The following is a 12,811-nucleotide window of genomic DNA, read 5'->3' on the forward strand; positions in this document are numbered from 1 at the left end:
CCTGGGTAGGCAGACTGTCACTGGCAGAAAGATCACAGATTCATCCATCTTCTCGCGCTTTGCCGCTGTTGTGACCGCATTTTGTCTTATCGATCCAACTTTAGTGCAAACGTTGCGTATACACTTGTGACACTTTTCAAGCAGATGGAAATGTGTCTATGCCCAAGCCAACCATTAAGCTAAAAATCATTGTGGCGATTGCCTTTATCGTGGCCTTGGTCAGTGCGGTACTTGCCAGCATTTCTGTGCGTCAACTCCAAAGCGAGACGACCAGCAGTATCACCAAGCAAATGCATGATGTCGGGGATGCCACCGTCCAGTTTATCGATAGCTGGCTGAGTACGCGCGCCGATATGCTATTGGCAAACGAATCACTGATCGCCAATAAGGCTAATGTGGATCGCGAGCTTCTTGTCACCAAGCGAGCGGGGCATTTTCTCTCCGTATATGCCGGCTTTGAAGATGGCCGTATCGCCTACGGTGATAAAAGCGAAGATTGGCCCGCCGACTATGATCCGCGCACTCGCCCTTGGTATCAAAGCGCCAGTGACGCCAATGGCTTAATCATTACCGAGCCCTATCAAGATTTCGACGGCAGTTTGGTGGTCAGTCTCGCCAAGGCCTTCAATGGCCAATATCAAGGCGTGCTGGCTGCCGACGTCACCGTCACCGATATTGTCGAGCAAGTGTTAAATTTAAAACTCAGTAATGGCTTTGCCTTTCTCGTCGATGGTGACAACCGCTTAGTGGCGTATCGCGACACAGATCTCAGTCGCCAACCCCTCACTGAGCTGGATGAAGAACTCACCCCGACATTTATGGCCAATGCAAGCGCACAACGCCAACTCACCACCTTTGAGCTCAATGGCAAAGAAAAGCTACTCGCGGCTATCGAAGTACCCAACACCGATTGGACCTTGGGTATCGTTGAAGACAAGACGCAAGCCTACGCCTCAGTATCAGAGCAAATTACCTTTGTGCTGATCGCCTCAGTGATTTTGTTTATCGTGATTGCCTTTGTCGCCGGCGCGTTAATCAAACAACTGCTAAAGCCATTAGGCGAGCTGACAGGGGCCGTGCGCACGCTCTCTGCAGGTGAAGGCGATCTGACGCAAAGGATCAACATCGCCCGCCAAGATGAAATTGGCGAATTGGCTGAATACGTCAATGCCTTCCTCGCTCAGCTCCAGAAAATGGTGGGTAAAGCAGTGAACCAAAGCATGACGTTGTCAGAAAGTGCTGAGGAGTGCCGAACCCACGCCCTGCAATCCAGTCAGCTGGTTGATAAGCAGCAAAATGATGTTGATCAGATCGCGACTGCGATCCACGAAATGTCGACCACAGCCAACGAGGTCGCCAGTCACGCCGAAGATACGGCCTCATCGGCGCAACAAGCGGAGCAGTCATGCCAAGAAGGGTTGAGCGTGGTCGGCGATAACCGCAATGCCATCACTCAGTTGGCCGAGCAAGTGGAGCGAGCCACTAATGTGATCCGCGAGCTGGATGAAAATGCACAGAGCATTAACCAAATCATCGCGACGATTCAAGGGGTGGCAGAACAAACCAACTTGCTTGCCCTAAACGCGGCGATTGAGGCAGCGCGGGCAGGCGATCAAGGGCGCGGTTTTGCGGTGGTCGCCGATGAAGTGCGCGTGCTCAGCCAGCGTACCCATGACTCCACCGAAGAAATTCGCAACATGATTGAGACGCTGCAGCACACCACGCAGCGCGCGGTCGATGATATGACTCAAAGTAACGAGATGGCCACCTCCAGTGTGGATCGCGCCGAAGCGGCCAGTGAGCGCCTGAATCAAATCACCAGCGCCATTGGTACTATCTCAGAAATGGCGATTCAAATTGCCAGCGCCGCCGAGGAGCAGCGCGCGGTCACCGACGATATCAATCGCAATACCCAAGCGGTGAAAGATCTGTCTTATGAGATCCACCAGCAAGCCAGTGCTACCGGCGATCAGGGAGAAAGTATGGCGCAAGCCGCGCGGGATATGCATCAAGATCTGTCAAAATTTAAAGTCTAGGTGAATGCCCTTTCAGACGCCGCCGCAAGGCGGCGTTTTTCTTATGGCGCTACGCGCGTGAGACAGGAAACGCAGTCACCGCATCAATGTGATCACAACCGAGCGCGAGCATCACAAGGCGATCGATCCCTAGCGCGACTCCTGCGCAATCAGGTAAGCCACTTTCCAGCGCTGACAACAAGTGCTCATCGATAGGTTGTGGTGGTAGACCGCGAGCCACACGTGCCGCATTATCCGCCTCAAACCGCTGTCGCTGCTCGTTGGCGTCTTGCAACTCATAAAAGCCATTGGCCAGCTCAACCCCTCGGTAATACACCTCAAACCGATGCGCAACACGCGTGTCTGCTTCGCTGATTTTAGCCAACGCGGCTTGCGATGCCGGAAAGTCATAAATAAAGGCGGGCACCTGCTGGCCAATATGCGGCTCCACCATCACGGAGAAAAGCAGCTGCAGCAAGGTATCTTTGTCGGTTTCATCCTGAGTGATATCGGTGAGCCCTTGGGTGGCAGCCAGTGCACGCAACTGATCAATGTCCGCAGTGAGAGGGCACAGTCCGGTGAGAGATTCAAAGACCGTTTGATAGCTCATCCGTGTCGCGGCTTGGCACCTCAGCACCGCTTGTAACAAGGCATCCATTTCGTCCATCAAGTCATGGTGGGTATAGCCAGGTTGATACCACTCCAACATCGTAAACTCGGGGTTATGGTAGCGCCCCGCTTCTTCATTCCGAAACGCTTTGCTGATTTGATAAATAGCCCCACTTCCAGCGGCTAATAGCCGCTTCATATGGAACTCTGGACTGGTCATGAGGTGCAAGGCGACGCCGTCAGCAAAACCCGGCCCAACCAAAGACGTTGTGAAGCTATGAAGGTGCACATCGGTCACCGCCGCTTGACTCAGTGCTGGGGTATCCACTTCCCATACATCACGGACGGCAAAAAATTGACGGATACGGGCTATGATCGCAGCGCGCTTTTTTAGTTGTGACACGCTTGCCGTTGGCTGCCACCGATTCCTCTCACTCATACGTTTACCCTTGCGCTCTCTGATGGCGCCAGTCTATCGCTGCCGCCTGGAATGACAAGTGCTCATCACCGCTGTCACACAGCAACTATGTGTCACACGACGCATTTTCTTGGTGAGTATTTCTCATTTTTACAAGAGCGGCAGGCACTTAACGACTAACATCACACTTTTATGCAATTTAACACCCATGCCCGCAAAATCACGGCAATTCCCCGACTGAGTCAATTTTTACTGTGCGTAGATTGCCTACCATGACAGCAGAACAATAAACAAGCCAAGCACTGGCTTTCCCTACACTGGAGGATGAACGTGCAGACCCTCACCACAGACATTGCAGTTATCGGCGCTGGTGGCGCTGGACTGCGCACGGCCATTGCGGCCGCTGAAGCTGACCCTTCTCTTAATATTGCGCTGGTGTCTAAGGTCTACCCCATGCGCTCCCACACCGTGGCCGCAGAAGGTGGATCGGCTGCCGTCATCAAGGACGAAGACAGCCTAGACAACCACTTCAACGATACCGTGAGCGGTGGCGACTGGTTATGCGAACAAGATGTCGTCGATTACTTTGTCAAACATTGTGCCCATGAAATGGTACAACTCGAGCAATGGGGCTGCCCTTGGAGTCGAAAAGACGATGGCAGTATCAATGTTCGTCGGTTTGGCGGTATGAAAGTGGAGCGTACATGGTTTGCTGCCGATAAAACCGGCTTCCATATGCTCCATACCCTGTTTCAAACCTCGACCAAATACCCACAAATCCAGCGTCTCGATGAATACTTTGTGATTGATTTGATTATCGATGACGGGCAAGTACAAGGCTTGATTGCCTTGCACATGGCGGAAGGCGAGCTGGTTTGTATTAAAGCCAAATCGGTGGTGTTAGCCACTGGCGGTGCGGGACGCGTGTACAGCTGCAATACCAATGGTGGGATTGTCACCGGGGATGGCATGGCCATGGCTTATCGCCACGGTATTCCGCTGCGTGATATGGAATTTGTCCAATATCACCCCACAGGACTGCCTGGTACGGGGATCTTAATGACCGAAGGCTGCCGTGGCGAAGGTGGCATTATTGTCAACAAAGACGGCTACCGCTACCTGCAAGATTATGGACTCGGGCCAGAAACGCCCGTCGGTCAACCGAAAAACAAATACATGGAGCTCGGACCACGCGATAAAGTCTCACAAGCCTTTTGGCATGAGCAGCAAAAAGGCAATACCATCAAGCACACGCTCGGTGACGTTGTTCATCTCGATTTACGTCACCTCGGCGAAGACTATATTCAAGAACGGCTGCCGTTTATTTGTGAGCTCGCCAAAGCCTATGTCAACGTTGACCCCGCCAAAGAGCCGATCCCAATTCGTCCCACGGTGCACTACACCATGGGTGGCATTGAAACGGATGCCCAAACCGAAACGCGCGTTAACGGCTTATTTGCGGTTGGTGAGTGCTCCTCCGTCGGTTTGCACGGCGCGAATCGACTCGGCTCAAACTCGCTCGCTGAATTGGCGGTATTTGGTCGTTTGGCGGGTGAAGGCGCAGCAAAACGGGCAGCGGCCTTCACAGATTGGAATCAAGCGGCGATTGATGCCCAGGTTCAGAACGTCAAAGCGCGCATTGATCAGTTGCTAAGCAATCAAGGCGAAGAAAACTGGGCGGATATTCGCAAAGAGCTTGGCGAGACAATGGAAGCGGGCTGCGGTATTTATCGTCGCGAAGATCTGATGCAAGCCACCATTGATAAAATCGCGGAACTCAAAGCACGCTATCAGCATGTTGCCATCCAAGACCAAGGGAGTGTGTTCAATACTGACCTACTCTATGCCATTGAAGTGGGCTATGGCTTGGAAGTGGCCGAAGCCATGGCACATTCTGCTATCCAGCGTAAGGAGTCTCGCGGGGCCCACCAACGCCTTGATGAGGGCTGTACCGAGCGTGACGATGAAAACTATCTCAAGCACACCTTAGCCTTCTACCAACCTGACGGCCGTCCTCGCATTGATTATGGCGATGTCAAAATCACCAAGTCACAACCACAAGCGCGGTTGTATGGTGATGCGGCAGAACGCGCCAATGGTGGCAATGTTGACTCAAAAGAGGAGCACGCATCATGACGCAAACTACCTACCAGGTCTCAGTGCTCAGATACGATCCGGCAACGGATGATGCGCCTTACTCGCAATCTTTCGTTGTACCCGGCGATGAAACCATGTCGGTCTTGGATGCGCTGGGGTATATCAAAGACAACCTCGATAAGTCGCTCTCTTATCGCTGGTCGTGTCGCATGGCCATTTGTGGCTCATGCGGGATGATGGTCAATGGCGTGCCCAAGCTCGCTTGCAAAGCGTTTTTACGTGATTACGCCAAAGGGGTGGTGATTGAGCCTTTGGCTAATTTTGCGATCGAAAAAGATCTCGTTGTCGATATGACGCCCTTTATTGAGCGCCTTGAAGCGATAAAACCCTATATCTTGGGTAATGATCGTCGCCCTGAAGACGGGCCCAACACGCAAACGCCTGAACAAATGGCACGCTACAAACAGTTTGCCGCTTGTATCAACTGCGGCTTATGCTACGCCGCCTGTCCTCAGTTTGGTCTCAATCCCGACTTTCTTGGTCCTGCTGCGATCGCGCTGGCACACCGCTATAACCTTGACAGTCGAGACAAGGGGAAAGCCCAACGCATGCCACTGATTAATAGTGATAACGGTGCATGGGGATGTACTTTCGTCGGCTACTGCTCAAAAGTTTGCCCGAAAGGTGTTGATCCTGCGGGTGCGGTCAACCAAGGCAAGGTGGCTTCCACCCAAGATATGGTGATTGCCATGTTTAATCCCAATAAAGATGGGCAGGAGGTAAGAGGATGAGTAATCGCAAGCCCTATACACGCCCCATGCCTCGTACTTGGTGGCTCGAACATCCGTTCTACCGCTTTTATATGGTGCGAGAAGCAACAGTACTGCCTTTGGTCTTTTTTACGCTTAGTCTTACAGCTGGGTTAATTTGCTTGGTTCAGGGACCGCAAGCGTGGCAAAGCTGGCTGGATTATATGGCCCACCCAGTTGTGATTATCTTGAACCTAGTTGCCTTGGTCGCCAGCCTGTTTCATGCCACCACGTTTTTTAGCATGATGCCGCAAGTAATGCCGATTCGCATTCAAGGAAAACTGCTCGACGGTAAATGGGTGGTTGGTGCGCAATGGGCCGCGGTCGCGGTGATATCACTGATTGCTCTTGTGCTCATTTAGGAGGTGTTATGATCGATCCCAAACCCAAACGTTCCGATGAGCCCATTTGGTGGAGTTTATTTGGCGCCGGGGGGACCTGGTTCGCGATGTTTACCCCGGTGACTGTATTGATTCTGGGGGTGCTCATCCCACTTGGCGTTATTGACCCATCCGCATTGAGCTATGACCGCGTGATGATGTTTGCTGATCACTGGCTGGGCAAATTGCTTATCCTCGCCACGCTGGCGCTACCAATGTGGCACGCCATGCACCGCATTCATCACGGGCTGCATGATTTGAAGCTGCATGTGGGGTTAGCAGGCAAAGTGGTGTGCTATGCCATCGCTTTTGCCGTCAGCATTGCCGCCGTGCTGTTGGTGCTTGTCATTTAACGAACACCGACGGCCCGTCATAATAAAAAAGCCCTGGCCTATATCAGCTCAGGGCTTTTTCGCGGTATCGTTATTTAACCCGTCCAACGTACTCACCCGTTCGGGTATCGACCTTAATTACTTCGCCGATTTGAATAAACAAAGGCACGCGAACCACAGCGCCTGTGCTCAGTGTCGCTGGCTTACCGCCCGTTCCTTGCGTATCACCTTTCAAACCAGGATCAGTTTCCGTCACTTCTAGTTCAACGAAGTTAGGTGGTGTTACCACGATAGGGTCGCCGTTCCAAAGCGTAAGCGTACAAGTGTTGTTCTCGACTAACCACTTGACGTTATCACCCACTGCGCTCTCATTAGACGCAATTTGCTCAAAGGTTTCATTGTTCATGAAGTGATAGAATTCACCGTCTGTGTACAGGTAATCCATATCGACTTCAATCACGTCGGCCGCTTCAACGCTGTCACCCGATTTAAATGTTTTCTCTAGTACTTTACCGGAGATCAACTTACGGATTTTGACACGGTTAAAGGCCTGACCTTTGCCTGGCTTTACGAATTCATTTTCGGTAATGACACACGGCTCGTTATCGAGCATAATTTTCAAACCGCCGCGGAATTCATTAGTGCTGAAAGACGCCATCTTGATCCTCTTAACATCTTCGAGTTTTCACAAATGTCGCACATCATAACCCGAATCCAGCCTGCTGTTGAGCGAAACTGGATCAAAGAACTCGCAGAGGCGATCACAGATCCCAGTGAACTGCTGCAAACGCTTGAAATTTCACCAAAGGGGTGGGAGGCCGGCTTTGCCGCGCGCCGTTTGTTTACACAGCGCGTCCCACGTAGTTTTGTTGCCCGAATGGAAAAGGGCAACCCTAATGACCCGCTGCTTAAGCAAGTGCTACCAGTGGCAGACGAGTTTACTGAGGTTGACGGGTTCAGCGCTGACCCACTGGAAGAGCAAGATAATGCGATTCCTGGTTTGTTACACAAGTACCACAACCGTGTGTTGCTGATCGTTAAGGGAGGCTGTGCCATAAATTGCCGTTATTGCTTCCGCCGCCATTTCCCTTATCAAGATAACAAAGGCAGCAAACGCGTGTGGCAAGGGGCGCTGGATTATATCGCCGCTCATGCAGAGATAGACGAAGTGATTTTATCTGGTGGTGATCCGCTGATGGCAAAAGACGAGGAGCTCGATTGGCTCATCAGTGCTATCGAGCAAATAACGCATGTTAAACGGCTGCGTATTCACTCTCGCTTGCCCGTAGTGATCCCTGCGCGCCTCACTTCCGCACTGACCGAGCGCTTATCGCGCTCGCGTTTACAAGTGGTGATGGTCACCCACATCAACCATGCCAATGAGATCGATGACGAATTAAGCGACAAACTCCACGCATTGCGACAAGCGGGGATCACGCTGCTCAACCAAAGCGTGCTTCTCAAAGGCGTGAATGATAGTGCGGATGCGTTGGTGGCACTGAGCCAACGACTGTTTGAGGCAGGCGTTTTGCCTTATTACCTGCATGTATTGGATAAAGTTCAAGGCGCCGCCCACTTTCTAGTCTCGGACGATGAAGCGCGCGTATTAATGCAGGAGATTATCGGCCAGCTTTCAGGCTATTTGGTCCCCCGACTGACCCGAGAAATTGGCGGGCGAGCCAGTAAAACCCCGCTTGATCTACATTTAGAGTGAATAATCAGTAACTTAATTAATATACGCTGTTGATTTATTTTTGCTTCCATGGCTTATTAGAGAGGAAAGCTCACCACAAGGATGTGTTATGTCTCTGATTATTCGTCAATACCACGTCGACGATATTCCTGCGATACGTGAAATCTACGCGCAACCTAACGCCCAAGCGGGTACCTTGCAGTTGCCGATGCCAAGCCTCGCTATGTGGGAAAAGCGGCTTAATAACGTGCCAGATGGCGTATACCCATTGGTTGCCGAGCTAGAAGGTAAAGTGGTCGGCAACCTAGGCTTAGTCATTGCCACAAACCCTCGCCGTCGCCACGTCGCAGACATTGGTATGGGCGTTCACGATGCCTATCAAGGCCGCGGCATTGGTAGCGCGCTAATGGAAAAAGCGATCGATTTAGCCGATAACTGGTTGAATATGTCACGGATCGAGTTGACCGTATACACAGATAACACAGCGGCTATCCATCTCTATCAACGCTTTGGCTTTGAAATTGAAGGCACCGCCAAACAGTTTGCATTCCGCAATGGCGAGTTTGTCGATGCCCATTATATGGCACGTAATCGCTAACCAAGCCATTCAGGCATGCTATCGGGCTTAGCGTAGCTCAGACGACCAACACGATCAGTGGTATGGTAGCTGTCTAAGCCACTCAAAGCGACGGAGCCTGCTTGCTCAATATCGACAAAACCATCATGGCTGATACAGCTATCTGGAACATGCGCCTCAATGATCTCACCCACCAACAGGTGGGTGCCATTGATCGCCATGGTGTGCTCTTCACGAAGAATGAGACCAAGACGTATAGCAGCCTCTTGAACATAAGGCGCATTAATGCGCTCTCGCCATAAAGGAGTCAACCCCACTTGCTCAAATTCAGACACGCCGTGTGGGTAGCGTGCTGACGTTTGATGCGCCGCGACAACCATCTCTTTTTGAACATGGTTGAGAGTATAAACACCTGTTTCTCTGATATTTGCTAACGTATCTCGCGGGACGGTATCAGGGCGGATAATCACCCCCATCAACGCAGGGTTTGCCCCTAAGTGAAACGCAGAACTCACAATGCATAGATTTGTCTGCCGACTCGTATCACTTGTTCCCAGTAGGTTCGCCGATTTAAAACCTGATAAGCTATTGACGAACGCCGCACGGTAGCGCTTCTCCATGGCCAATATATCATCTCTTTCATACACGCTTAGGGACATAAGTATCCTTATTCAAGTTGGCACCGCTGGCAACGGGCTTGGCCCGTTAACAACGCAGATATTCGATAACGATGGCGGGCGAAAAACAAATAGGCTTTATCCGCAAACCAGGCAATGCCAGGCCTACGTAACCACTTAACCCAACGCCCTTTGCCTACCGCTTGCCAAGCTATGTAGGTCGCATCTAAACCATACACCATCTTCCCGCTGCAATCTTGTGCGTGCAGAATGCGATTTGCAGAGCTGGGATCGACATGAGGAAACCGATCACAAAAATCGGCTTGATGAATATCGACCAGCTGCAAAACACCCTCAGTGTCCCAGCGAGACAGCTTACGCATCTCTTTCACGCATAAAGGACACATACTGTCGTAAAATACAGTCACCATAGTCACACCTCCTGACGTAGAGACTACGGACAGAAAGAAAAAGAAGATCAGAGAAACGCACGGGAGAAAAGCTAGCAGGAAGGGAAAGCATAAAGCTCAGTACAAAAATGACAAACACAAAAAAGCCCCGACCGTGAGGTCAGGGCTTGGTGTTTTCTCATCAAAGTCTTACATCTATTTGCTTTGATGCTTAAAGCTGTTTTTGCCTTCAGATTTTTCCAAAAATCTGAAAACAAGAAAGCAAGCCTGGCGATGTCCTACTCTCACATGGGGAGACCCCACACTACCATCGGCGCTGCTTCGTTTCACTACTGAGTTCGGCATGGAGTCAGGTGGGTCCAAAGCGCTATGGTCGCCAAGCAAAATTTTGTCTGGAACAAAATTTAACGCACTTTAGTGCGGCCCGTCAGGGTCAAATACAAGGATGTATTTGATAAATTCGTTCCTAAATCTAGAAAGCTGTTCGTTCTCGCCACAATCAACTGGCTTTATTCRAGTCCAACCCAAAACCTCTTGGGTGTTGTATGGTTAAGCCTCACGGGCAATTAGTACAGGTTAGCTCAACGCCTCACAGCGCTTACACACCCTGCCTATCAACGTTCTAGTCTAGAACAACCCTTTAGAGAGCTCGAAGCTCTAGGGATGACTCATCTCGGGGCCAGCTTCGCGCTTAGATGCTTTCAGCGCTTATCTNAAGCTCTAGGGATGACTCATCTCGGGGCCAGCTTCGCGCTTAGATGCTTTCAGCGCTTATCTGTGCCGAACTTAGCTACCGGGCAATGCGTCTGGCGACACAACCCGAACACCAGCGGTTCGTCCACTCCGGTCCTCTCGTACTAGGAGCAGCTCCCCTCAATCATCCAACGCCCACGGCAGATAGGGACCGAACTGTCTCACGACGTTCTAAACCCAGCTCGCGTACCACTTTAAATGGCGAACAGCCATACCCTTGGGACCGACTTCAGCCCCAGGATGTGATGAGCCGACATCGAGGTGCCAAACACCGCCGTCGATATGAACTCTTGGGCGGTATCAGCCTGTTATCCCCGGAGTACCTTTTATCCGTTGAGCGATGGCCCTTCCATTCAGAACCACCGGATCACTATGACCTACTTTCGTACCTGCTCGAGCCGTCACTCTCGCAGTTAAGCGGGCTTATGCCATTGCACTAACCTCACGATGTCCGACCGTGATTAGCCCACCTTCGTGCTCCTCCGTTACGCTTTGGGAGGAGACCGCCCCAGTCAAACTACCCACCAGGCACTGTCCTCACCCCRGATAAYGGGGCTAAGTTAGAACATCAAACATACAAGGGTGGTATTTCAAGGATGGCTCCACAGCAACTGGCGTCGCCGCTTCAAAGCCTCCCACCTATCCTACACATGTAGGCTCAATGTTCAGTGCCAAGCTGTAGTAAAGGTTCACGGGGTCTTTCCGTCTAGCCGCGGGTACACAGCATCTTCACTGCGATTTCAATTTCACTGAGTCTCGGGTGGAGACAGCGTGGCCATCATTACGCCATTCGTGCAGGTCGGAACTTACCCGACAAGGAATTTCGCTACCTTAGGACCGTTATAGTTACGGCCGCCGTTTACCGGGGCTTCAATCAATGGCTTCTCTTGCGATAACCACATCAATTAACCTTCCGGCACCGGGCAGGCGTCACACCGTATACGTCATCTTTCGATTTTGCACAGTGCTGTGTTTTTAATAAACAGTTGCAGCCACCTGGTATCTGCGACTGCCCATAGCTCCATCCGCAAGGGACTTCACCGCGGGCAGCGTACCTTCTCCCGAAGTTACGGTACCATTTTGCCTAGTTCCTTCACCCGAGTTCTCTCAAGCGCCTTGGTATTCTCTACCCGACCACCTGTGTCGGTTTGGAGTACGGTTGCTACTTACCTGAAGCTTAGAGGCTTTTCCCGGAAGCATGGCATCAATGACTTCACCACCTTGGTGGCTCGACATCGTGTCTCGGCCTTGATTTCCCGGATTTGCCTAAGAAATCAGCCTACGCACTTGAACCTGGACAACCATCGCCAGGCCCACCTAGCCTTCTCCGTCCCCCCATCGCAGTAAGCAGCAGTACGGGAATATTAACCCGTTTYCCATCGACTACGCCTTTCGGCCTCGCCTTAGGGGCCGACTTACCCTGCCCCGATTAACGTTGGACAGGAACCCTTGGTCTTCCGGCGAGGAGGTTTTTCACCCCCTTTATCGTTACTCATGTCAGCATTCGCACTTGTGATACCTCCAGCATGCCTCTCAGCACACCTTCAACAGCTTACACAACGCTCCCCTACCCAATRTCCATAAGGACAYTGCCGCAGCTTCGGTGTATCGCTTAGCCCCGTTACATCTTCCGCGCAGGCCGACTCGACCAGTGAGCTATTACGCTTTCTTTAAATGATGGCTGCTTCTAAGCCAACATCCTGGCTGTCTGAGCCTTCCCACATCGTTTCCCACTTAGCGATAACTTGGGGACCTTAGCTGGCGGTCTGGGTTGTTTCCCTCTCCACGACGGACGTTAGCACCCGCCGTGTGTCTCCCGGATAGTACTTACTGGTATTCGGAGTTTGCAAAGGGTTGGTAAGTCGGGATGACCCCCTAGCCTTAACAGTGCTCTACCCCCAGTAGTATTCGTCCGAGGCGCTACCTAAATAGCTTTCGGGGAGAACCAGCTATCTCCGAGTTTGATTGGCCTTTCACCCCTAGCCACAGGTCATCTCCTAACTTTTCAACGTTAGTGAGTTCGGTCCTCCAGTTGATGTTACTCAACCTTCAACCTGCCCATGGCTAGATCACTCGGTTTCGGGTCTAATGCTAGCAACTA

General features: G+C 51.6%; 11 protein-coding genes and 2 rRNA genes. 7 read left to right on the top strand and 6 right to left on the bottom strand.

The window, feature by feature from the left end; translation table 11 throughout:
- Positions 1–158: 158 nt before the first annotated feature.
- Positions 159–2,036: a methyl-accepting chemotaxis protein gene (locus tag BZG72_RS09320; RefSeq protein ID WP_077666615.1), complete on the top strand. Its 1,878-nt coding sequence runs from the start codon at positions 159–161 to the stop codon at positions 2,034–2,036.
- 49 nt (positions 2,037–2,085) lie between these two features.
- Here BZG72_RS09320 and epmA read toward each other — a convergent pair whose 3' ends face one another.
- The gene (epmA, locus tag BZG72_RS09325) at positions 2,086–3,063 is read right to left on the bottom strand and encodes an elongation factor P--(R)-beta-lysine ligase (protein ID WP_077666616.1); all 978 of its coding nucleotides are present in this window, start codon (positions 3,061–3,063) and stop codon (positions 2,086–2,088) included.
- A 309-nt stretch (positions 3,064–3,372) separates the two neighbouring features.
- Here epmA and frdA point away from each other — a divergent pair, with 309 nt between their 5' ends.
- From frdA to frdD, 4 genes are read left to right on the top strand one after another with little or no spacing between them, the layout of a single operon-like run.
- Positions 3,373–5,178, top strand: a complete 1,806-nt coding sequence (frdA, locus tag BZG72_RS09330) for a fumarate reductase (quinol) flavoprotein subunit (protein WP_077606428.1) — start codon at positions 3,373–3,375, stop codon at positions 5,176–5,178.
- The gene (locus BZG72_RS09335; RefSeq protein ID WP_046074395.1) at positions 5,175–5,930 is read left to right on the top strand and encodes a succinate dehydrogenase/fumarate reductase iron-sulfur subunit; all 756 of its coding nucleotides are present in this window, start codon (positions 5,175–5,177) and stop codon (positions 5,928–5,930) included. The genes frdA and BZG72_RS09335 overlap by 4 nt, the downstream gene beginning before the upstream one ends.
- Positions 5,927–6,310, top strand: coding sequence for a fumarate reductase subunit FrdC (gene frdC, locus BZG72_RS09340; RefSeq protein ID WP_077666617.1), 384 nt, complete (start codon positions 5,927–5,929; stop codon positions 6,308–6,310). Before BZG72_RS09335 ends, frdC begins: the two co-directional genes overlap by 4 nt.
- A gap of 8 nt (positions 6,311–6,318) precedes the next feature.
- Positions 6,319–6,681: a fumarate reductase subunit FrdD gene (gene frdD, locus BZG72_RS09345; protein ID WP_046074397.1), complete on the top strand. Its 363-nt coding sequence runs from the start codon at positions 6,319–6,321 to the stop codon at positions 6,679–6,681.
- A gap of 70 nt (positions 6,682–6,751) precedes the next feature.
- On the opposite strand, the gene efp is transcribed toward frdD, so the two are convergent.
- Positions 6,752–7,318: an elongation factor P gene (gene efp / locus BZG72_RS09350; protein ID WP_046074398.1), complete on the bottom strand. Its 567-nt coding sequence runs from the start codon at positions 7,316–7,318 to the stop codon at positions 6,752–6,754.
- A 33-nt stretch (positions 7,319–7,351) separates the two neighbouring features.
- On the opposite strand from efp, the gene epmB reads away from it, so the two are divergent.
- A complete protein-coding gene (gene epmB, locus BZG72_RS09355) occupies positions 7,352–8,374 on the top strand; it encodes an EF-P beta-lysylation protein EpmB (RefSeq protein WP_077666618.1) in 1,023 nt (340 codons plus the stop codon).
- 88 nt (positions 8,375–8,462) lie between these two features.
- Positions 8,463–8,951, top strand: a complete 489-nt coding sequence (locus BZG72_RS09360) for a GNAT family N-acetyltransferase (protein WP_046074400.1) — start codon at positions 8,463–8,465, stop codon at positions 8,949–8,951.
- Here the strand turns inward: BZG72_RS09360 and BZG72_RS09365 are convergent.
- The 4 genes from BZG72_RS09365 to BZG72_RS09380 form a co-directional block, all read right to left on the bottom strand.
- Complete coding sequence (locus BZG72_RS09365; protein ID WP_046074401.1) at positions 8,948–9,589, bottom strand: flavin reductase family protein; 642 nt, start codon at positions 9,587–9,589, stop codon at positions 8,948–8,950. The genes BZG72_RS09360 and BZG72_RS09365 overlap by 4 nt on opposite strands.
- 8 nt (positions 9,590–9,597) lie before the next feature.
- A complete protein-coding gene (locus tag BZG72_RS09370; protein WP_052708040.1) occupies positions 9,598–9,978 on the bottom strand; it encodes a thiol-disulfide oxidoreductase DCC family protein in 381 nt (126 codons plus the stop codon).
- Between the two features lie 244 nt (positions 9,979–10,222).
- Positions 10,223–10,338, bottom strand: a 5S ribosomal RNA gene (gene rrf / locus BZG72_RS09375).
- A 164-nt stretch (positions 10,339–10,502) separates the two neighbouring features.
- Positions 10,503–12,811 (bottom strand): 23S ribosomal RNA (locus tag BZG72_RS09380); the annotation flags it as partial.

It is taken from the genome of Salinivibrio sp. PR6, assembly GCF_001995955.1.
In the GTDB taxonomy this organism is placed as follows: Bacteria; Pseudomonadota; Gammaproteobacteria; order Enterobacterales; family Vibrionaceae; genus Salinivibrio; species Salinivibrio siamensis.

Excerpts from the sequence above, each read along its gene's own strand:
- BZG72_RS09320 (WP_077666615.1), top strand. The coding sequence starts at position 159 with ATGCCCAAGCCAACCATTAAGCTAAAAATCATTGTGGCGATTGCCTTT.
- epmA (WP_077666616.1), bottom strand. The coding sequence starts at position 3,063 with ATGAGTGAGAGGAATCGGTGGCAGCCAACGGCAAGCGTGTCACAACTA.
- BZG72_RS09335 (WP_046074395.1), top strand. The coding sequence starts at position 5,175 with ATGACGCAAACTACCTACCAGGTCTCAGTGCTCAGATACGATCCGGCA.
- frdC (WP_077666617.1), top strand. The coding sequence starts at position 5,927 with ATGAGTAATCGCAAGCCCTATACACGCCCCATGCCTCGTACTTGGTGG.
- frdD (WP_046074397.1), top strand. The coding sequence starts at position 6,319 with ATGATCGATCCCAAACCCAAACGTTCCGATGAGCCCATTTGGTGGAGT.
- efp (WP_046074398.1), bottom strand. The coding sequence starts at position 7,318 with ATGGCGTCTTTCAGCACTAATGAATTCCGCGGCGGTTTGAAAATTATG.
- epmB (WP_077666618.1), top strand. The coding sequence starts at position 7,352 with ATGTCGCACATCATAACCCGAATCCAGCCTGCTGTTGAGCGAAACTGG.
- BZG72_RS09360 (WP_046074400.1), top strand. The coding sequence starts at position 8,463 with ATGTCTCTGATTATTCGTCAATACCACGTCGACGATATTCCTGCGATA.
- BZG72_RS09365 (WP_046074401.1), bottom strand. The coding sequence starts at position 9,589 with ATGTCCCTAAGCGTGTATGAAAGAGATGATATATTGGCCATGGAGAAG.
- BZG72_RS09370 (WP_052708040.1), bottom strand. The coding sequence starts at position 9,978 with ATGGTGACTGTATTTTACGACAGTATGTGTCCTTTATGCGTGAAAGAG.